18 protein-coding genes and 2 tRNA genes are annotated in these 21824 nt (G+C 41.1%); 11 read left to right on the forward strand and 9 right to left on the reverse strand.

What is annotated here, in order from left to right; genetic code table 11:
• Positions 1–29 precede the first annotated feature (29 nt).
• On the forward strand, positions 30–524 hold the full coding sequence (locus LA313_RS12765) for a metallophosphoesterase family protein (RefSeq protein WP_228915579.1): 495 nt from the start codon (positions 30–32) through the stop codon (positions 522–524).
• Positions 525–981: 457 nt separating this feature from the next.
• Here LA313_RS12765 and LA313_RS12770 read toward each other — a convergent pair whose 3' ends face one another.
• Positions 982–1392: a DUF4293 domain-containing protein gene (locus LA313_RS12770; protein WP_228915581.1), complete on the reverse strand. Its 411-nt coding sequence runs from the start codon at positions 1390–1392 to the stop codon at positions 982–984.
• 193 nt (positions 1393–1585) lie between these two features.
• Between LA313_RS12770 and rho the strand changes: the two genes are divergently transcribed.
• The 3 genes from rho (at position 1586) to LA313_RS12785 (ending at position 5123) form a co-directional block, all read left to right on the forward strand.
• The gene (gene rho, locus LA313_RS12775) at positions 1586–3355 is read left to right on the forward strand and encodes a transcription termination factor Rho (RefSeq protein ID WP_228915582.1); all 1770 of its coding nucleotides are present in this window, start codon (positions 1586–1588) and stop codon (positions 3353–3355) included.
• Between the two features lie 438 nt (positions 3356–3793).
• A complete protein-coding gene (locus LA313_RS12780) occupies positions 3794–4150 on the forward strand; it encodes an ISAon1 family transposase N-terminal region protein (RefSeq protein ID WP_228915584.1) in 357 nt (118 codons plus the stop codon).
• Positions 4151–4169: 19 nt separating this feature from the next.
• On the forward strand, positions 4170–5123 hold the full coding sequence (locus LA313_RS12785; RefSeq protein WP_456300205.1) for an ISAon1 family transposase: 954 nt from the start codon (positions 4170–4172) through the stop codon (positions 5121–5123).
• A 132-nt stretch (positions 5124–5255) separates the two neighbouring features.
• On the opposite strand, the gene rpsT is transcribed toward LA313_RS12785, so the two are convergent.
• The 4 genes from rpsT to proS form a co-directional block, all read right to left on the reverse strand.
• Positions 5256–5504, reverse strand: a complete 249-nt coding sequence (gene rpsT / locus LA313_RS12790) for a 30S ribosomal protein S20 (protein WP_228915589.1) — start codon at positions 5502–5504, stop codon at positions 5256–5258.
• Positions 5505–5534: 30 nt separating this feature from the next.
• A tRNA-Glu gene (locus tag LA313_RS12795) sits at positions 5535–5606 on the reverse strand.
• Between the two features lie 45 nt (positions 5607–5651).
• Positions 5652–5723, reverse strand: a tRNA-Glu gene (locus LA313_RS12800).
• A gap of 75 nt (positions 5724–5798) precedes the next feature.
• On the reverse strand, positions 5799–7277 hold the full coding sequence (gene proS / locus LA313_RS12805) for a proline--tRNA ligase (RefSeq protein ID WP_228915591.1): 1479 nt from the start codon (positions 7275–7277) through the stop codon (positions 5799–5801).
• A gap of 97 nt (positions 7278–7374) precedes the next feature.
• On the opposite strand from proS, the gene LA313_RS12810 reads away from it, so the two are divergent.
• From LA313_RS12810 to LA313_RS12840, 7 genes are all read left to right on the forward strand, one after another.
• Complete coding sequence (locus LA313_RS12810; protein WP_228915593.1) at positions 7375–8430, forward strand: hypothetical protein; 1056 nt, start codon at positions 7375–7377, stop codon at positions 8428–8430.
• Between the two features lie 20 nt (positions 8431–8450).
• On the forward strand, positions 8451–9968 hold the full coding sequence (locus LA313_RS12815) for an OmpP1/FadL family transporter (RefSeq protein WP_228915595.1): 1518 nt from the start codon (positions 8451–8453) through the stop codon (positions 9966–9968).
• A gap of 159 nt (positions 9969–10127) precedes the next feature.
• Positions 10128–10805: a GTP cyclohydrolase I FolE gene (folE, locus tag LA313_RS12820; protein WP_228915597.1), complete on the forward strand. Its 678-nt coding sequence runs from the start codon at positions 10128–10130 to the stop codon at positions 10803–10805.
• A gap of 15 nt (positions 10806–10820) precedes the next feature.
• Entirely contained in the window at positions 10821–12308 is a 1488-nt protein-coding gene (gene cysS / locus LA313_RS12825) for a cysteine--tRNA ligase (protein WP_228915598.1), read from the forward strand.
• A gap of 10 nt (positions 12309–12318) precedes the next feature.
• Complete coding sequence (yidD, locus tag LA313_RS12830; RefSeq protein ID WP_228915599.1) at positions 12319–12561, forward strand: membrane protein insertion efficiency factor YidD; 243 nt, start codon at positions 12319–12321, stop codon at positions 12559–12561.
• A 52-nt stretch (positions 12562–12613) separates the two neighbouring features.
• Positions 12614–13438, forward strand: a complete 825-nt coding sequence (gene lgt, locus LA313_RS12835) for a prolipoprotein diacylglyceryl transferase (protein ID WP_228915600.1) — start codon at positions 12614–12616, stop codon at positions 13436–13438.
• Positions 13435–13926, forward strand: a complete 492-nt coding sequence (locus LA313_RS12840) for a DUF192 domain-containing protein (protein ID WP_228915601.1) — start codon at positions 13435–13437, stop codon at positions 13924–13926. Before lgt ends, LA313_RS12840 begins: the two co-directional genes overlap by 4 nt.
• Positions 13927–14401: 475 nt before the next feature.
• Here LA313_RS12840 and secDF read toward each other — a convergent pair whose 3' ends face one another.
• The 4 genes from secDF to gyrB form a co-directional block, all read right to left on the reverse strand.
• Positions 14402–17389 (reverse strand): protein translocase subunit SecDF, encoded by a 2988-nt coding sequence (gene secDF / locus LA313_RS12845; RefSeq protein ID WP_228915602.1) that lies wholly within the window; start codon positions 17387–17389, stop codon positions 14402–14404.
• 232 nt (positions 17390–17621) lie between these two features.
• Positions 17622–18554 (reverse strand): malate dehydrogenase, encoded by a 933-nt coding sequence (gene mdh / locus LA313_RS12850; RefSeq protein ID WP_228915609.1) that lies wholly within the window; start codon positions 18552–18554, stop codon positions 17622–17624.
• Between the two features lie 93 nt (positions 18555–18647).
• Positions 18648–19622 carry a DUF6588 family protein gene (locus tag LA313_RS12855; RefSeq protein ID WP_228915610.1) on the reverse strand — a complete coding sequence of 325 codons (975 nt, stop codon included), beginning with the start codon at positions 19620–19622 and terminating at the stop codon, positions 18648–18650.
• A 118-nt stretch (positions 19623–19740) separates the two neighbouring features.
• Positions 19741–21681, reverse strand: coding sequence for a DNA topoisomerase (ATP-hydrolyzing) subunit B (gene gyrB / locus LA313_RS12860; protein WP_228915611.1), 1941 nt, complete (start codon positions 21679–21681; stop codon positions 19741–19743).
• Positions 21682–21824 lie beyond the last annotated feature (143 nt).

Here is a 21824-nt window from a genome sequence, read left to right on the forward strand (position 1 = left end):
GATTGTTAATCTCACCATAAAAATTCTCAATGAAAAAAATACTCCTTCTTAGTGATACTCATGGACATTTGGATGAACGGATCCTGAAATATGCAGAAGACGCAGATGAGCTATGGCATGCGGGGGATATTGGGACAACTGCAGTAAGCGATTCCCTGAAAAAAGTTAAACCTTTAAAAGCCGTTTTTGGCAACATTGATGGCGCAGAAGTGAGAAAAGAATTTCCGCTTAACAACCGTTTTATGTGTGAAGAAGTGGATGTATGGATCACCCATATTGGAGGTTATCCCGGCCGCTACTCTCCTGCCGTAAAAGAGGAAATAAAAGCTAACCCCCCAAGGATCTTCATAAGTGGTCATTCCCATATTCTTAAGGTGATGAATGACAAAAAACTCGGCGTTCTTCATATGAATCCCGGCGCGGCAGGCAAGCAGGGCTTCCACCAGGTGAGGACGATGTTAAGATTTGTGATCGATGGCAAGGAGATTAAGGATCTTGAAGTGATTGAGTTGGGGAAAAAGTAGGGTCAGTGGTCAGTATTTAGTGGTCAGAGGTTTTGAAGTTGGTAGTGCGCAGGCTTAAGTAGGCGGTAAAATCGAAGTTAGATTTACAAAGTTAGAAGTACGATTTTTTTCACTAAACATTGATCTTTTCTGGATGTTCATTAGGAAAGAAAAAATTTCAATATACAACTAACAACTAAGACCAGGATCAGTGGCTAAAAATGAAATGTCATTTCGAAGGAGCCTTTTCAGTGACTGAGAAATCTGCCCAACCCTTGTAGAAAACCTGTTGAGATCTCTCGTCGTTTTCTTCACTTCGGTTCAGAAAACTCTGTCGAGATGACAACATTCAAACACCTCTGCAAACTTGAACCTGGAACCTTGAACTTTAAACTTTAAACCACTTCCAACCTTGAACTAAAAAACCCGAAGCTTTCACTTCGGGTTTTTACGCACTAATACTACTAAGATAGAAGGTTTATCGCAACCGGTCCACAGATTTTACAAGATCTTCATCCTTTTTTATAGCCTTATTGGCCAGCACTAAAAAAACGATAGAAAATACAGGAGTCAGCATCCCAATACCTTTCTCTGAAACCGAAGTTTCTCCAGATATAGTTAGGGACCAATAGACAAATAATCCTAGTAAAATTAAGTTTAATAAGATATTGATACGCCCCAGCACAAACTGAAGCTTTCTATTCCTAAACAAAAAGATCGTAACTATTGAGATCAAAGCCGAAAGCAAGGTTAAACCTAGAGCAGTATAAACATCTTCGATATACACCGCATTACCTGTCTGGTCATTCCACAGCTTAAAAATAAAGACAAAACCAGCACTAAAAAAAGCCGCAGTTAACAAGTAAACAGTCTGAATTCTTTGTAGCATTTCTCTTCAATAGAGGCACAAAAATAACAGATTCTTTTTAGAAACCATATTAATAATCTGAAAATAATGTCGTATAATTGCAGTATCGATTCGTAACCAATTCAATAAAGGTTACTTAGACTCCAAAAAATTTTTTCGATTCTTCCTCGAGAAGGTTAGTTAAACCAAAGACCAATTTTATTTAAGAACATTCATGTTTGAAATTTCAGAATTAAAGGCTAAAAAGCTGCCTGAACTTCAGGAAATAGCCAAAACGCTACGGGTTCCAAAGTACCGCACGCAAAAGAAGCTTGACCTGGTATACCAAATTCTCGACTACCAGGCGGCAAATCCGAAAAAAGTTCAGGAGGCACTGACAGACGAAGAAGAAAAACCTCAGCCTCAGGAAGATCAAAACTCCGGAAGGAATCAGCGAAAAACCCGCCCCAGAAAAGAGAAACCCACCACTCCAAAAAGCTCCGGAGACCAGCGAAAGACTTCTGATAAAAAATCAGAAACTTCCGGAGGAAAATCTGAAGGGAAATCTGAAGGGAAAAAAGAGCAGCCTCAGGAAACAAAAGCTTCTTCCGACAACAGGAGTGAGCAAAAAGGAAAAAAAGAAGATTCTCCAAGACAACAATCTTCTAAGGATTCTTCTTCCCGAAATCAACAAAAAGACAACCGCAAAGATTCCCGTCAAAAGGAACCACGAGATAACCGGAACCAGGGAAATCGTGATAACAGTCGGGACAACAATCGTGACAGCGGGAACCGGGACAATAATGGCAACAGGGAAAATCGCGACAGCGGGAACAGAGATTCCGGGAACCGCGATAACCGAAACCGCTATAAAGAACCCGATTACGAATTTGACGCGATCATAGAAAGCGAAGGAGTACTTGATATCATGCAGGACGGCTACGGCTTCCTTAGATCATCAGATTACATGTATCTTTCTTCTCCAGATGATATATACGTTTCCCAGTCACAGATAAGATTATTCGGTTTAAAAACCGGAGATACAGTTCTTGGCCAGGTAAGACCCCCAAAAGAGGGAGAAAAGTATTTTCCGCTTATCAAGATCAATAAAATTAATGGTCTTGCTCCACAGGTAGTACGAGACAGGGTGTCATTTGAACACCTTACGCCACTATTCCCACAGGAAAAATTCAATATTGCTGAAAGACAGAGCACAGTTTCGACAAGGGTAATAGATATGTTCTCTCCTATTGGAAAAGGACAAAGAGGAATGATAGTTTCTCAACCAAAAACTGGTAAGACAATGCTACTTAAGGATATCGCCAATGCGATAGCAGCAAACCATCCTGAAGTATACCAGATCATCCTTCTAATTGACGAACGCCCTGAAGAGGTGACCGACATGCAACGTAATGTAAGAGGAGAAGTAATCGCTTCAACTTTTGACAAAGAAGCTCATGAACATGTACGTGTTGCAAACATAGTGCTTGAAAAAGCCAAACGTATGGTAGAGTGTGGACATGACGTAGTGATCCTTCTGGATTCCATTACGCGTTTAGCCAGAGCTTACAACACGGTACAACCTGCCAGCGGAAAAGTACTTTCCGGTGGGGTGGATGCCAATGCACTACACAAACCAAAAAGATTCTTTGGTGCTGCCCGTAATATTGAAGGAGGTGGATCTCTTTCTATAATCGCTACAGCTCTTACCGAAACCGGCTCAAAAATGGATGAGGTAATCTTTGAGGAATTTAAAGGTACAGGTAACATGGAACTTCAGTTGGATAGAAAAATTGCCAACAGAAGGATCTTCCCTGCCATTGACCTTACTTCTTCCAGCACTCGTAGAGATGATATCCTTCTTGACGAAACTACACTACAAAGAATGTGGGTGATGCGCAAGTATCTTGCAGACATGAATCCTGTTGAAGCGATGGAATTCATCAATGACAGAATTAAACAAACTAAGAACAATGAGGAATTCCTGATCTCTATGAACGGATAAGGAACATACCTTCCAAAAATGATAAAATCCGGACATCTTTGATGCTCCGGATTTTTTTTGTCTTACGGTTTAAGAGAAAAATTGTGGAAACGAGCACCACCCCGTCCGCTTTCTCCTCAACGAGGAGGGGAGCTAAAAGGCGGTTCTAAAGAAGAATCGAATAGAACGAGCACCTCCCCCATTCGCCAGTGGCGGACATTCCTCCTCAAGTAGGAGGGGCGCATTTAGTAATTGCAGAACACACGTCCGGAGACAGATATGTCCGTCAGCGGACGACGACCTCCAAGAGGTCGTAAAACAGACCAAAGGCTCCCCTTCTTATTTTAAGGCGGGATGTCCGCGGTAGCGGACGGGGTGGTTAAAATCACAAAACGGATCATTCCTAAATGTTGTGGAGGAATTGAAGTAAATCTGGATATTTGCAGAAAAATACTGTAGGTGGATAATAATTACCTGGATCTGATTAAGCTTGTACTGCCACAATTCCTTGTGGAGAATTTTGATTTAGTAAAGAGTAGAAAAGAAAAAGAAATACTTCATTTTTATTTTGAAGAGCGTAATGTCCCTCCCCAGGAACATTCCTCCAGAATCTTAATGTCTAAAGGTTTCCACAAAGAAATCACTATTCAAGACTTTCCGCTCCGGGGAAACACGGTTTATCTTCATGTAAAGCGCCGTCGATGGCTGGATAAAGATACCGGCCAGATAGTGCAGAGAGATTGGAATCTAGTAGCACAGGGAACACGTATGACCAACGAGTTCGCTGCTTTTTTAAAAGAAATTAGTCGATACTAAAGCCTCAGACTGTCATACCATTGGTAGTTTCTACAGTGTCAATGGAAAGAAGTTACAGCGGCAATACAAAGATTATCTAAGCGACTTCAAACAGTGGAAAGAAAAGAAGCATGCCAGAAAATGGCTGATCTTTCCAGAGAATATGGGACCTTATCTCTCCATCGATGAGACTGCTTTGTCCAAAGGAGAACTCTACACGATCATCACCAATAAAAAAGCTAAAGGTAAAAAAGGAGCATTGGTCGCTATTATAGCGGGTACTCGAGCAGAATCCATCATTGAGCAATTACTGAAGATCCCCTCCTCTCAACGTAATAAGGTAAAGGAGATCACCTTAGATATGGCTCATTCAATGAAGCTCATTGCACAAAAGTGTTTTCCTAAAGCAATCCAAGTCACAGATCGATTCCACGTTCAGAAGCTGGCTATTGAAGCCTTACAGAACCTCCGAATCAAACATAGATGGGAAGCCATTGATTATGAAAACGAGCAAATACAGAAGGGAAAAACGAAAGGTCAAAGTTATATACCAAAGAATCTTAGCAATGGAGACACAAGGAAACAATTGTTGGCCAGGAGTAGATATCTGCTATACAAAACCCCATCGAAATGGACAGAAAGTCAATCTGAAAGAGCTAAGATCTTATTCGATCAATATCCAGACATTGCTAAAGCTTATGAACTGGTCAACAACCTTAGAAATCTATTTAACCAAACATCAACTATTGAAGCAGGGTATACAAGATTAGCTCATTGGTACAAAGAGGTAGAGGAATCAGGGTTTAAATCCTTTAATACCGTCGCCAACACAATAAGTCTCAACTACAGATCAATTTTAAACTACTTTAAAAATAGAAGTACAAATGCTTCCGCAGAATCTTTCAATGCAAAAATTAAAGCCTTTAGAAGTCAATTCAGAGGTGTAAAAAATGTAGAATTTTTCCTTTATAGATTAACTACAATATTTAGCTAGTCCACAACTTTTGTTCTTGATCCCACAAAACCCCGCAGCTTTCACTGCGAGGTACTTCTTAATATTTAGAACGAAAAAATGCCTCTCGTTTTTAAACGAAAGGCATTCTCTATAAATTGAACACTATCTTAATTAAAGCGCAGCAACGTGCTTAGCCAACTTTGACTTAAGGTTAGCGGCTTTATTATCATGAATGATATTCTTCTTCGCTAATTTGTCAATCATAGAAGCTACAGTAGGATATAAAGTCTCTGCCTCTTCTTTCTCTGCATCACGCAACTTCTTGATGGCATTCCTTGTAGTTTTATGCTGGTAGCGGTTTCTAAGACGCTTTGTCTCGTTGCTACGTATTCTCTTTAACGATGACTTATGATTTGCCATTACACTGTTATTAAATTAATTCTTTCTCAGTAGTCCGTAGGGGAATCGAACCCCTGTTACCAGGATGAAAACCTGGCGTCCTAACCCCTAGACGAACGGACCATTATTATTATTTCAAAGCTGGTTTACACGACTTGTAAACCTTTGTAGTCCGTAGGGGAATCGAACCCCTGTTACCAGGATGAAAACCTGGCGTCCTAACCCCTAGACGAACGGACCATTTATTTTCAAATGCGGATGCAAAAATACAACTATTTTTCAATGCCGCAAATGTTCAGGAAAATTTTTTGAAAATTAATAAGCTTTCGCAAAAAGAACTCTCCCTACAGACGGTTTTCCTGTGTACACGCAGGTCCCCTCTTCCTTCTCTCCATTAAACGGAATAAGGCGAATAGTGGCTTTGGTCAATTCTTTTATCCTGTTTTCAGTCTCGGCAGTGCCATCCCAATGCGCAGAAATGAATCCGCCTTTTTCTTTAAGCACCTTTTTAAATTCCTCAAAGTTTTCTACCGGTGTGATATGCTCATTTCTAAAGGTTCTGGCTCTTTGATGCAGATTCTCCTGAATTTCAATCATCAAACCTTTCACTTTGCTCACCACATCCTCCTGAGCGATGAATTCTTTTTTCAAGGTATCTCTTCTTGCCAGTTCCACAGAACCTTTCTCGAGATCTTTGGGACCTATAGCTATCCTTACCGGCACTCCCTGTAATTCGTACTGGGCAAATTTCCATCCGGGTTTTTGAGTATCGCGATCGTCATATTTTACCGATATGCCTTGTGCCCTAAGATCGGAAGCAAATTTATTCGCCACTTCAGAGATCTGATCTAACTGCTCTTCTCCCTTATAGATTGGCACTATCACTACCTGCACAGGCGCAAGATTTGGAGGCAAAACCAGTCCGTTGTCATCACTGTGCGTCATAATAAGAGCTCCCATTAACCTGGTAGAAACACCCCAGGAAGTAGCCCATACATGTTCAAGATTACCTTCTTTACTTGCAAATTTAACATCGAAAGCCTTTGCGAAATTTTGACCTAAAAAGTGGGAAGTTCCAGCCTGCAGGGCTTTACCGTCCTGCATCATGGCTTCAATACAATAGGTATCTACAGCACCTGCAAATCTTTCACTTTCGGTCTTTCTTCCTTTAATTACCGGCATTGCCATAAAATTTTCAGCAAATTCAGCATAGATATTATTCATTTGTTCAGTTTCGGCTATTGCCTCAGCTTTTGTAGCATGGGCAGTATGCCCTTCCTGCCAAAGAAATTCGGCAGTACGTAGAAAGAGGCGCGTACGCATCTCCCAACGCACCACATTTGCCCACTGATTGATTAGGATAGGCAAATCCCGGTAAGACTGGACCCAACCTTTATACGTGTTCCAGATGATTGCTTCAGAAGTTGGCCGAACAACGAGCTCCTCCTCCAGTTTAGCTTCAGGATCTACTATTAACTTACCAGCATTGTCCGGATCGGTCTTTAACCTGTAGTGAGTAACAATAGCACACTCTTTTGCAAAACCTTCGGCATTCTTTTCTTCAGCCTCAAAAAGACTTTTGGGAACAAATAGGGGAAAATAAGCATTTTGATGACCGGTCTCTTTAAACATTTTATCAAGCTGCGCCTGCATTTTTTCCCAAATAGCATAACCGTACGGTTTGATCACCATACAGCCTCTAACGGCCGAATTTTCAGCCAAATCGGCTTTTACTACCAGTTCGTTATACCATTTCGAATAATCTTCTTTTCTTGTAGTGAGGTTCTTTGCCATCTCCAGTCTTTTGGCACAAATCTTGCACCTTGTTAATGAAATAAAGTTAGTGCAAAACTAACTATTTTTATCTTTGTTCAATAATAAATTCAACGCCATGAAACGATACTACAAGCTTTTAAACGTGAGAAGCCTTCTTCCTGCATTGGGCTCTCTGTTTTTATTAGCTTCCTGTAGTTCTTACCAGTATGCCGGGTATGAAAATGATGGAATTTACAGTTCCTCACAAAGCGGCGAGGCTTATACTGCTAATGATTACGAGGAATCTTATGAAGACGCCCTTTATTATAAAAATCTCTTTGGAGAAAAAGCCGAGCAATTTGGAGCTGTTTCTCAAGACGGAGCCATTTTTACTGATGTCGAATCATATTCCTCGGGCCAGTATGATGAAAACATGTTTGGAGCAGAGGGCATGGAATATGAACCCGGTAGAGCTGCATGGGGAACAGATCCAGATGAGATTGCGGTAAACATTTATAATAATTATCCTGCATATGGTTCATTCTATTATCCATACGGCTACCCCTATTACACCGGCTTCTACGATCCATTCTGGGGTCCAAGATACTACCCTTATGGATTTTATGATCCCTTTTATTTTGGATCACCATATACTTATAATTCCTGGAGATGGAACATTGGCTGGGGATTTGGATGGGGCGGTTACTACGGCTACGGTCATAGATATTCCCCTTACCACCCATACGGAGGTTACTCTAATTACTACCCATATTACAATCGAAGCAACGTAGCCTATAATACTGGTCGCAGAGACAGCTATTCTAACAGTTATCGCGACAGACAAGCTAATTCTGAAAGTAGAATTTCCAGAATACAGGGATATTCAAACACCAGAAATGTCAGAGCTGCAGGAACAAGGGTTAATGATAATCGAACCTATCAAACCCGCTCAACCAGGGTTAGGTCCTCTTCGACAAGAACAAATGATACCTACAGAAGTTCTTCTCAAAGACGATCGTCACCTGCTGTAAGGAGCAATTCATCTTCAAACCCGAGACCGGAAGCAAGATCGAGTCGTTCTTCAAGGAGCAACAATAGTTCCTATAGATCCTCATCATCGAATACGAGATCCTCGTCCTCAGGTACCGGTTCATCTTCCAGCAGGTCCAGCCGTGGAAGAGGTGGAAAATAGTCTAGACTAAAAATTTATAAATGAAAAAATTGATTTTTGCCTTTACAGCCATAATTTCTATGTCTGTAGAGGCACAAAATATTACAGATGCCGTAAGGTATTCCGGCACAGACCTTAATGGAACAGCACGTTACCGTGCTATGAGTGGAGCATTTGGGGCATTGGGAGGAGATATCTCTTCTCTAAATGTAAATCCCGCCGGCTCGGCTGTATTTCTCAACAGTTCTGCAACTCTTAGCTTAAATGTCGAGAACAGCAGCAATGAGGTGAGCTTCATGAACGGTTTCAATAGTAACTCTAACTCAAATACCGATCTAGGACAGGCAGGGGCAGTTTTTGTATTCAACAGTTTTGATGAAAATGCAGACTGGAAGAAATTTAGCCTTGGCTTTAATTACAATAAATCATCCAGCTATGAGGATGATTTTTTAGCTTTTGGAACTAACACTCGTTCCATCGATAACTACTTTCTCGAATTCACACAAGGAATTCCTGTAGACTTACTTGAAGTAGATTTAACAAGAAATGAAACTATAGCAGGCGTTTATGCCGATCTTGGAGAAAGAGAAGGATTTGCAGCCCAGCAGGCATTTTTGGGGTATCAAGGTTACTTATATGATTACGAACCCGATAACGCGAGCAGCCCTTTTGCTCCCTACACTTCTAATGTTGCAACAGGAAGTTTCGACCAGGAATATGCCTATGCTGCTACCGGTTTAAACGGTAAGTTCTCTTTTAACTTTGCAACACAATATCAGGATTTTCTTTACCTGGGACTTAACTTGAATAGCCATTTCATCAATTATGAAAGAATGACTTCCTTTTTTGAAGTAAATAGTAACACCGGAAGTGAAATAAATGAAATACTTTTTGAGGACCGGCTTAGCACCCTGGGAAGCGGATTTAGTTTTCAATTGGGTGCTCTGGCAAAAGTTGGTGAAAATGTTAGAGCCGGGATAGCTTATGAATCTCCAACATGGTATAATATTTCTGAAGAAACCACTCAGTACCTTGAAACTTACAGTCTGGAATTTGGTGAGGCCATTGTTGATCCAAATGTTGTGAACATTTATCCCGATTACAAGTTGCAAACTCCCGCCGGTTATACAGGAAGTTTAGCCTATCTTTTTGGCTCAGCAGCCCTTATAAGCTTTGACTACACATATAAAGATTATTCCACCACGAAATTTAAACCTACAGATGATCCTGCTTTTAGGGCTCAAAATGATCTTATTTCAAATGAATTGAAGGGAGCATCAACTTTTAGACTTGGAGGAGAATACAGGATTGAGAACTGGAGCCTTAGAGGTGGTTACAGGTTTGAGGAGAGCCCTTACAGCAATGGATTTACAGTGGGTGACCTTGAAGGTTATTCCGCAGGACTTGGGTATAACTTCGGAAATATAAAAATTGATTTGGCGTATGACCATTCTTCAAGGGAAAACAATCCTCAATTATATCAAACCGGATTAACAGATCGCTTTAGAAATTCAAGAGAAAATTCTAATTATGTGCTTTCACTAAGTTTCGGGTTGTAAAATCTCACATATAAATTCTAAAACAGCCTTCGGGCTGTTTTTTTAATTCAGGACCTTTTTGCAATCGAACTTGCTGCTACATATTACCAGAAAAGGGTTTAAATATGTATCTTTGCAAGCTTAAATACACAGTGTTTAGACCGTACCTTATAACGTATTATGAAAAAAGACAATATAGACGAGGCTATTGATGAAATGGGAGATGCATTCGTAAGCCCCAACACAGATACACCAATGCGCAAAGATGCATTTGATATAAGCGATGAAGAAAAAATTGAACGCATCCAGGTTGACGTAAAAAGTATCCTGGAGACCTTAGGTCTGGACCTTACCGATGACAGTCTTAAAGGCACCCCTAAGAGAGTTGCGAAAATGTTTGTCAACGAAATCTTTGGCGGGTTACATCCCCAGGTAAAGCCAAAAGCCTCTACTTTTCAAAATAAGTACAAGTACGGGGAGATGCTGGTAGAAAAGAACATTACCCTCTACTCTACCTGTGAACATCACCTGCTTCCAATTGTTGGAAAAGCACACGTTGGATATATCTCCAATGGTACTGTTGTAGGGCTTTCAAAAATGAATCGCATAGTTGATTATTACGCGAAGCGTCCACAAGTACAGGAGAGATTAACAATGCAAATAGTAAAAGAACTACAGGAAGTTCTGGGAACAGAAGATGTAGCCTGCGTTATTGATGCAAAACATCTTTGCGTAAACAGCCGCGGAATAAGGGATATTGAAAGTAGCACCGTCACTAGTGAATACGGCGGCCGATTCAAAGATCCCGAAGCCCGACGTGACTTTTTGGACTACATCAATCTGGAAACTGAATTTTAAATTCTCCACTATTCTATGGCACTTTACCAGCAGCAGGAACTAAAGATCTACAATTCACTATCTGGAGAAAAAGAAGTCTTCACCCCCATTAACGAAGGTGCCATTGGCATGTACGTATGTGGCCCCACGGTTTACAGCAATGTTCACCTTGGCAACTGTCGCACTTTTATCTCCTTTGACCTTGTCTTTAGATACCTTAAACACCTGGGGTATAAAGTGCGGTATGTTCGAAATATTACCGATGCGGGTCATTTAGAAAATGACGCCGACTCTGGGGAAGATCGTATTGCAAAAAAAGCTCGTCTCGAGCAAATCGAGCCTATGGAAGTAGTGCAGCGTTATACAGTTGATTTTCACAATATCCTGCAAAAATTCAACAACCTTCCTCCCAGCATCGAACCTACGGCTACAGGACATATTGTAGAACAAATCGAAATCATTAAAGATATCCTGGAAAAGGGCTACGCATACGAAGCCAATGGATCGGTTTATTTTGATGTATTAAAATTCAACGAATCTCACGATTACGGAAAATTAAGTGGTAGAAAGCTTGAAGATATGATTCCCAACACACGGGAATTGACAGCACAAAGCGATAAAAAAAATCCGCAGGATTTTGCACTTTGGAAGAAAGCCGAGCCCCAGCATATTATGCGCTGGCCTTCCCCGTGGAGTGATGGTTTTCCCGGCTGGCACCTGGAATGTACCGTAATGAGCTCCAAGTATCTTGGAGAAGAATTTGATATTCACGGCGGCGGAATGGACCTAAAGTTCCCTCACCATGAATGTGAGATTGCTCAAGGAGAAGCAGCAACAGGCAAAACACCGGTGAATTACTGGATGCACGCCAACATGCTTACTCTAAACGGCAAAAAAATGGCCAAGAGTACAGGTAACAACATTCTTCCCAATGAAATCTTTACCGGGGACAATCCTAACCTTGAAAAAGGTTTTGCCCCTACTGTAGCAAGGTTTTTCATGCTGCAGGCAAATTACAGAAGCATACTCGATTTCTCCAATGAGGCCCTTGTAGCCAGTGAAAAAGGTTTCCAACGCCTAATGGATGCTTATCACAGTCTTGAAAACATTCAAACTTCAGAAAAATCTGATCTTGATATAGCCGAATGGAGACAGAAGTGCTATGATGCGATGAATGACGACTTTAATAGCCCAATTCTAATAGCACAACTTTTCGAAGCCGTAAAACAGATCAACATTCTCAAAGAAGGAAAAGCTAAAATAACTGCTGAAGATCTTGAGCTCCTAAAAAAGACCATGAGCGACTTTATTTTTGAGGTTCTCGGTTTAGTAGACACAACTGAAGCTGCAGACAACGATTTTAGCAATAAACTTTCCGGCACTGTAGATTTGCTTATTAAGCTCAGAGCAGAGGCCCGGGCGAATAAAGATTTCGCTACTAGCGACAAAATTAGGGATGAACTTGCAGGAATGGGAATACAGCTGAAGGACGGTAAAGACGGCACAAGTTTTACTATCGAATAAAAATTGGCCTTTGAAAAAGTGGCTTTCATACCCTCTTATTGGTCTGGTAAGATTTTACCAGAAAGTCATTTCGCCGTTTACGCCCGCAACCTGCCGCTATACTCCAACCTGCTCTCAATATTCGGTTGAAGCGCTTCAAAAACACGGAGCTTTTAAGGGGAGTTGGCTTTCAATTAAACGTATTGCAAGCTGCAATCCCTGGGGAGGTCATGGTTATGACCCCGTTCCGGAGAAACTTCAGAAGGAAAAATAATCGGAAAAGGCACCAAATACGTATATTTACCTACCAATAATAAAATTTCTTCATGCTTTTCAATCAAATCTACTGGAATCCTTCCGAAGGTATAGATCTCGGTTTTTTCGTAATACATTACTACAGCTTAATGTTTGTTGTGGCCTTTACCATTGGCTGGTACCTCATGAAGAGCATTTATGAAAGGGAAGGTGTTTCCATAGAAAAGCTGGATTCCCTGTTTATTTATACTGTTCTTGCCACGCTCATTGGTGCGAGGCTGGGACACGTGATCTTTTATGATTGGGATTACTTTCAAAACCATCTTCTTGAGATCTTCCTGCCGGTACGATTTGAACCTGAATTTCAATTTACGGGCTTTAGAGGACTTGCGAGTCATGGAGCTGCCATTGGAATTATCACGGCAATGTACCTTTATTGCCGCAATGTGCTGCACAAGCCGGTACTATGGATCCTGGACAGGATTGTGATTCCTGTGGCTTGCGGAGGAATCTTCGTAAGAATAGGGAATTTCATGAATTCCGAAATTATTGGAAAACCCACCAACAGCGACTTTGGAGTGGTGTTTACTAAATTAGGTGAAGATTTTGCAAGGCATCCGGCACAGTTATACGAAGCCGCCTGTTATTTGATCGTCTTTATAATATTATGGCTTACCTACTGGAAAACTTTGAAAAGAGAAAAACTGGGTTATATCTTCGGCTTGTTTCTCGTTCTTCTTTGGTCAGTACGATTCTTTGTGGAATTCGTGAAAGAACCTCAAGTAGGTGAAAGGGTAAACTGGGTGCTTAATACGGGACAATGGCTAAGTGTTCCATTTATTCTCGCCGGCTTTTACTTTATGTACAGGCCTTCACCAAAAACCCGGGTAAAATGATTCGGAAAAAGTCATTTTTGAGCCTCCTGTTCGCAGGCATTCTGGCAACGGGCTGCAAGGACAAGGCGGAAAAAGTACAGGAGTCCATTTCAGAACCTATCACTTTCACTCAGGAAGCTGAGGCTTATCTTGTAAAGACATCGGGAGACACTATCCAACATCTACAACTGGAAATAGCCGATGATGATTATCAAAGGGAAACAGGGCTTATGTACCGTAATTCCATGGAACAGGACCAGGGAATGCTGTTCATTTTTGAGAAAGAGGAACCGCGTGGTTTTTACATGAAGAACACCAATATCCCTCTGGATCTTATCTTTTTAGATTCAGAAAACAGGATTGTGAGCATTTCGAAAAACGCCAAACCAAAAAGCCTGGAAACTATTCCTTCTGAAGCCCCGGCCCAATACGTTCTGGAAGTGAATGCAGAACTCTCAGATCAATGGAACCTAACTGTAGGCGATAGCCTTATCCTAAATCGGGAATAGCAGAAAAAGTCTTATAAATTGACATTTTTTAAGCTGTTCAAAATTGACTTTTGCACTCCCTCTTTTTGGTGTTTCTCGTGTTTAAAGATCTAATTCCTTCTGAAGTTACGATCTATAAAATCCTGAAATAGCTTCAGCAATGCACTTCATATACTTTTGCCCTCCTCTTTTAACTGCTCGGTTTGTAATTTTCTACTGAACTATGGAAGAGCTTTGGTCTCATTCAACAGAGAAAAAAACCTTCAGAAATAACATTTTTGACGCATAGGATCCGGTTCCAGGATTAGGCAACCTATATTTCGATCCTTTTCCGTACCACTTGTATGTGTATTCGCTTCCCGATTGATAAACCGGCACAACATCATGTCCCTATCTAAATCATATAGCCAATAAACACCTCTTTACCTTCCAAAAAGGGCAAAAAAAAGAGCCTTCCGGTGGGAAGGCTCTTTTCTTATTTTCAAGAAGCTTGTGACTAAGCCACTGTTTCTTTTTGTTTCAGTTTTCTTCTCTTAGTCTCCTTATTAAAAGTATCATAAGTAATAGGAGTTGCAATAAAGATAGAAGAATAAGTACCTACTATCACCCCTACAATAAGAGCAAACATAAACCCTCTAATGCTTTCCCCTCCAAAGATGAAGATCGCAAGAAGTACCACAAGGGTAGTCAAAGAGGTATTTACTGTACGGCTCACCGTGCTGTTGATCGCGGCATTAATAGCGTCTTTCTTGGTCCAGGAAGGATGCTCATTAAAGAACTCCCTTATCCTGTCAAAAATAACCACGGTATCATTCAGCGAGTAACCAACAACTGTAAGGATAGCAGCAATAAACGCCTGATCGATCTCCATGTTAAACGGCATGAACTTATACGTCAATGAGAATACACCAAGTACGATCAACACGTCATGAATAACAGCAATTACCGCCCCCAGTGAGAACTGGTATTTTCTAAACCTCAACAGGATGTAAAGGAAGATCACCAACAGGGATCCTAATACCGCCCAAATTGAAGCTTGTTTAATGTCATCTGCAATAGAAGGACCTACCTTGATAGACTGCATAATTCCAATCTCTCTTTCGCCCTCTCCTCCTACAGTAAAGTCGGCATAAGTTGTTCCTTCAGGAAGATAAGCTTGTACTGCGCTAAAGAGTTTCTGAGTGATCTCTTCATCTACTTCGCTTCCTTCTTCTTCAACCTTATATTTTGTTGTAACCTTAATTTGGTTTGCAGCTCCAAAAGTCTTGGCACTTGCACTTCCAAATTCGGTAACCAGCTCATCCTGAAGTTCAGTTGGATTTACAGACTTGTCAAATCTTATTGTGTAGCTGCGACCCCCTACGAAATCAACCCCCTGGTTCAATCCCTGGGTAAACAATGATCCTAAACTTACAAGGATAAATACTCCTGAAACTATATAAAATGTCTTTCTCTTTTCAAGAAACTTAATGGTAAGGCCAGAGAAAAGATTTTTTGTAACCGAAGTTGAAAAGTCAAGGCTCTTATTCGGGTTCTTAGCATACCTGTCAATAAACAATCTTGTGATAAAGATCGCAGTAAAAAGAGAAGTTGCAATACCAATCAATAAGGTAGTGGCAAATCCTTTAATAGGACCGGTTCCAAGAACCAATAGGATCAATGCAGTAAGACCTGTGGTGATGTTTGCATCAAGAATTGAAGAAAGAGCGTTGTTGAAACCATCTCTAATCGCATCTTTCTGCACCTTGCCTTTTGCATATTCTTCCCGAATACGCTCAAAGATAAGTACGTTCGCATCCACAGATATACCAATGGTAAGAACGATACCGGCAATACCGGGTAAAGTAAGTACCGCCCCGAGTCCTGCAAGAACACCAAAGATGTAAAGTATATTCACCACGAGGGCGATATCAGCAAAAATACCTGCCTTCCCGTAGTAGAAGATCATCCAAAGCAATACCAGGACCAAAGCAATTGCGAAAGAAGTGATACCGCTGTCAATAGCTTCCTGACCAAGTGACGGTCCAACGATCTCGCTCTGCACAATATCTGCTGAAGCCGGTAATTTACCTGCACGTAAAACGTTAGCTAAATCCTGTCCTTCGGTAATGCTGAAGTCCCCTGTGATTTCACTTCTTCCACCTGAAATTGGTCCGGTCGAAACTCCTGGAGCAGAATAAACCACATTATCAAGAACAATAGCAATCTGGCTTTGATTTTCAGATGCAAAACCTGTCATCTCTTCCCAGACTTTAGCACCTTTCCCGTTCATTTGCATAGTCACTGCCACTCTACCTACCTGGTCGTAAGCCTGAGTCGCATCTGTGATCACACTACCTGAAAGTGGTGGCTCATTTTGTCTGTTTCCTTTTAGTGCATACAATGGAGCAACCTGAGCATCTTCATCTACAATTCCCCAAACGAATTTCGCATAACGCTGTTCACCTTCAAGAAGGTTTCGCACCTGCGGATTATTTAAATACTCCCTCACTTTGGAAGTATCTGCAATATTAAATGTTGCTAAAACAGGTCCTCCCTGGAAACCGGGAGCAGCCATTAAGTCAAACAAAGGGTTGTTTTGTTCAGCTATTTGAGCTGTATCACTGGCCGACTCTAATAAAGCATCGATCTCATCCTGTTCTGCCTCTGCAGTATCTACACTAGCCTCGGCCGTTTCTTCAACTTCCATCTGCTTAAGCAGGTTGTTGGCCTGCACAAAGAAGTTTTGAAATTCATTGCTCTTGTAAACATGCCAGAACTCCAATTGAGCTGTACTTTGTAAAAGGTCCTGTACACGTTCTATTTCTTTAGCTCCCGGTAATTCAACAAGAATTCTTCCTGAAGACCCAAGACGCTGAATGTTAGGTTGAGTAACTCCAAATTTATCAATACGTTTTCTAAGAACCTCAAATGCTGAAACAATGGATTCATCAATTTTTCTTCTAATGATAGGCTTTACTTCCTCATTAGTCATTTCAAAATTGATCTCGTCGCTAAGGTTTCTGTTGGCAAAAATATCGGGAGAAGCAAGACGTGCATCAGGAATTTCTTCAAAAGCATCAAAAAAGAGGTCAAGGTAGTTCTCCTGACTTGTTTTTTGAGCCTCATCGGCTCTAACTAATGCCTGGTTAAAGGCAGGATCTTTACTGTTGTTAGCCAGCTCTCTAAGAATGTCCTTAACAGAAATTTGAAGGATCACATTGATCCCTCCTTTAAGGTCAAGACCTTTATTAAGCTCTTTTTCCTTGGCCGTGTTATAGGTGATCCCCATAAAAACCTCTTCATTCCCTATGGAATCAAGATACCTCTGTTCTGCTCTCTCCCGGGCGGTGACATAATTATCAACACTTTGCGGAATTTCCTGCTGTGCAAATTCTTCGGCATCGTCCTCAATATTGCCAGCAATAAATGTGAAAGACAACTGGTAAATACATACCAGGGCAAACAATATTGCGAATACCTTGATTATTCCCTTGTTCTGCATTATTCTTTAATTTATGTTCATTTTTTTAAAACGGACAAATATAGGTTTTCAAGATAGAAAACCCAATTATATTTTTTGAAAAAATTAACTTTTAAAATTAAAATAAGAAGCTTCTCTAAAGTACTGTCATATCGAGGTTTCTCCGAGGTGCCGGCGATTCTGACGGCAGGAAAAATCCTCTCAAAAATGACACTTTCGAGAAGCTTCTTCTAAAGCTATTCTTCGTGAAAAATTATTTCTTCAGGTCGAGAAGATCATTGGTTTTTGAAACTCCCTCTGAACTGTCCTTCAGTTTGGATTTCTCGGCATCATCAAGTTCCACCTCCACAATTTTCTCAATTCCATTTTTGCCAAGGATCACCGGCACTCCAATACACAGATCATTAAGCCCGTACTCCCCTTCTAAAAGGGCAGAACATGGGAACATTTTTTTCTGGTCGCAGGCAATTGCCTGTACAAGAGAAGAAACAGCGGCCCCTGGTGCATACCATGCACTGGTTCCTAACATTTTGGTAAGCGTAGCTCCACCCACCTTTGTGTCTTCTGAAACCTGCTCTATACGCTCCTTAGAAAGGAATTCTGAAACAGGTACAGAATTACGTGTGGCAAGTCTGGTTAATGGCACCATACCAGTGTCACTGTGCCCTCCTATAACCATCCCGTCAACATCAGATGCCGGACAGCCAAGTGCTTCACTAATTCTATATTTGAATCGGGCACTATCCAAAGCACCGCCCATTCCTATAATTTTGTTCTTTGGAAGCTTAGTGGTTTTATGAACCAGGTAAGTCATAGTATCCATCGGGTTACTCACCACGATCAAAGTCACATTTGGTGAATGCTCAAGAAGGCTTTGAGAGACAGATTTTACAATATCTGCATTGATGCCTATAAGTTCTTCCCTGGTCATACCAGGCTTACGTGGCACACCACTTGTGATTACAGCGATATCTGAATTTGCAGTTTTTGAATAGTCATTTGTGCTTCCGGTGATTTTAGTATCGAATCCAAGAAGAGAAGAGGTTTGCATAAGGTCCATAGCCTTTCCTTCGGCATAGTCCTCTTTAATATCAATTAAAACCACTTCTGAAGCAAAATTTTTAATGGCGATGTATTCCGCACAGCTGGCTCCAACAGCTCCGGCACCTACTATAGTAACTTTCATTGTAAATTAGTTTGGTTAATTTTGACTAACAGTGCTGCTAAAGTACGAATTTCACAGGAGTTTTCCTTCAAATTTAACGGCAAAAACCGCACTTTAAATCCTTACATGAAGTCCTAAATTCGCATTGAAAAATTCTCCTACCGTGCCCATTACGCTCAACCTGAAACGGTCAAAATGTACGTTAAAACCAAGGTCTCCTTTAAATTGAATTATTGAATCCTCAAGAGTGTCAACCTGAGCATTTACAAGGTCTACCTGTCCCGTTCCACCAAAGGTGTAGCTGAACGAAGAATTCATTGCACCGGCTGCAGCAAAGATCTCAAAGAGCCCCCAGTTTTTTGACCCAATAACTTCAGCCATAAAAAGATTGGCATCAACATCAATTTCATCTAAAAGAATTAAACCTTCAGCCCCTGTAGGATCAAATGCATACCCTACAGTTAATTTGGAATAAGAAGCTCCCAGAGCAAATTGGAAATCTTCAGGATAATTGTAGCCAAAGTACTGGCTCAAGTTGTGCTTTACTCCCATTCCGTAGGTACTGGCTGCAACTCCATCAATAGTAACTTTTGGCATCGCACGAACAGTGATTTCAGTTCCTGCTGAAACACCTACAGCGGCCTGAAGAAAAGCATGCGGAACGTAACTCCTTCCAATTCCCTCTATGGCTTTAAAATCATTTACAGGAATGACCAGTCCATTGAGATTAATTTCTCCACTTAGGGTTATGGAACTGCCACCACCAAAAGCTGTTGGCAAAACAGCATTTTCAGCGCCGTCAATCTGTAGGATTTTAAGATCTGAATTCGAAAGACTAAATTCCTTTTTACCTGAAGGTACAAAAAGAGCATTACCATAAAGAGATAAACGAAATTCCCATTTTTCAAGAGGTATTGCTGAACTGAACCAGCCCGCACTGGCCTGGTAGCCGGCTCCCTGGGCTGCAGGATCAGAAAATCCCCCACCAATGAGAAGGACGTCATCAATAAAATCATTCACGTCTTCAGATTGGGCAGAAGCAGGTGAAAACAATAATAACAAGAAAAGAAAAGAAAAGATTTTTTTCACAAGGTTTGTTTTTGAAGTTGAGTAAAAATAATAAAAAAAGTATAGCTTCTTCAGAAGACTCCTACAAACAAAAAACCCTGCATTTCTGCAGGGCTTTCTTTAAATATTTACTGGTGTTTTACGCATCAATATTAGCGTAAACGGCATTCTTTTCAATGAAATCTCTACGAGGCGGCACCTCATCTCCCATCAACATCGAGAAGATCCTGTCGGCCTCTCCTGTATTGTCAATCGTTACCTGGCGTAGCGTACGGAATTCAGGATTCATAGTGGTATCCCATAACTGCTCTGCATTCATCTCCCCAAGACCTTTGTAACGCTGCACGCTCACCCCTCCACTAAAGGAATTGGCGATCTCATCACGCTCCTTATTGGACCAGGCATAACGCTTTTTACTACCTTTTTTAATGAGATATAGCGGCGGCGTCGCAATAAATATGTGACCTGCCTCGATCAATTCTTTCATGTATCTAAAGAAGAAAGTAAGAATTAGAGTAGCGATGTGACTTCCATCAACATCGGCATCACACATGATCACTACTTTATGATATCTCAATTTGGAAAGGTTTAGTGCCTTACTATCCTCTTCAGTTCCTATTGTGACACCAAGAGCAGTATAAATGTTCTTGATCTCCTCATTTTCGAAAACCTTATGGCTCATCGCTTTTTCTACATTCAGGATCTTACCCCTTAAAGGAAGAATAGCTTGAAAATGACGGTCACGACCTTGTTTGGCCGTTCCTCCCGCCGAGTCACCCTCTACAAGGAACACTTCACTCTCGTGCGGATCCTGGGATGCACAATCTGAAAGTTTTCCAGGCAATCCACCCCCGCTCATCACCGTTTTTCGCTGCACCATTTCACGAGCCTTTTTGGCGGCATGACGTGCCTGCGCAGCAAGTATCACCTTTTGAACAATGGTCTTCGCATCATTAGGATTTTCTTCCAGGTAGTTTTCCAGCATTTCAGAAACTGCCTGCGAAACCGCAGCAGTAACCTCCCTGTTTCCAAGCTTGGTCTTAGTCTGCCCTTCAAACTGAGGCTCTGCAACTTTAACCGAAACTATCGCTGTCAACCCTTCCCGGAAATCATCTCCTGAAATTTCGAACTTCAGTTTATCAAGTAATCCTGAAGCATCGGCATATTTTTTCAAGGTGGTAGTCAATCCTCTCCTAAAACCGGCAAGGTGAGTACCTCCCTCGTGTGTATTGATATTGTTAACGTAAGAGTGAAGATTTTCGTTGAAAGAAGTGTTATAAACCATAGCTACTTCCACTGGGATATCGTTTTTCTCCCCTTCTATCGCAATTACTTCGCTAATGATAGGCTCTCTTGTTCCATCAAGGAACTTTATAAACTCCTTAAGCCCTTCTTCTGAATGGAAAACTTCAGAAACAAATTCTCCCTTATCATCTTTCTCCCTGCGGTCTGTAAGTGTAATTGTGATCCCTTTATTCAAAAAGGCAAGTTCCCGCATCCTGCTGGCAAGGGTATCATAATTATATTCGGAGGTTTGCTGAAAAATAGAAACATCGGGTTTAAAAGTAACTACAGTTCCATTAAGATCTGTCGTACCGACAGATTTCACCGGATACATTGGCTTCCCTTTTTCGTACTCCTGCTCCCAGATAGTACCATCGCGGTAAACTGTGGCTTTTAGATGATCGGAGAGTGCGTTAACACAACTCACACCTACCCCATGAAGTCCACCTGAAACTTTATAAGAGTCTTTATCAAACTTCCCTCCTGCACCAATTTTGGTCATTACAACCTCAAGCGCAGATACTCCTTCTTTTTTATGTAAATCTACAGGGATACCTCTACCGTTATCCTCTGTTGTAATAGAATTATCTTCGTTTATAGTGACTTTTATAACATCACAGTGTCCCGCCAGGGCTTCATCAATAGAATTGTCTACCACCTCATAAACCAGGTGGTGCAAGCCTCTCACTCCAGTATCCCCAATGTACATGGAAGGTCGCATACGCACATGTTCCATGCCCTCCAGTGCCTGAATACTGTCAGCCGAATAACTGCTTCTTTTAACCTCTTCGCTCATACTTAAATTCGTTAAAATTTTATCAATTTCTATAACGAACAAATATACCAAAATCATACCTGTAAATCCACCTCCACCTTTGTTAAAGCCTCTAAGTTATCAACAATTTATGTGGAAAAAACCTCTCCTGTAGCCATTTGAGA

This window comes from Salinimicrobium sediminilitoris (assembly GCF_020866905.1).
GTDB lineage: Bacteria > Bacteroidota > Bacteroidia > Flavobacteriales > Flavobacteriaceae > Salinimicrobium > Salinimicrobium sediminilitoris.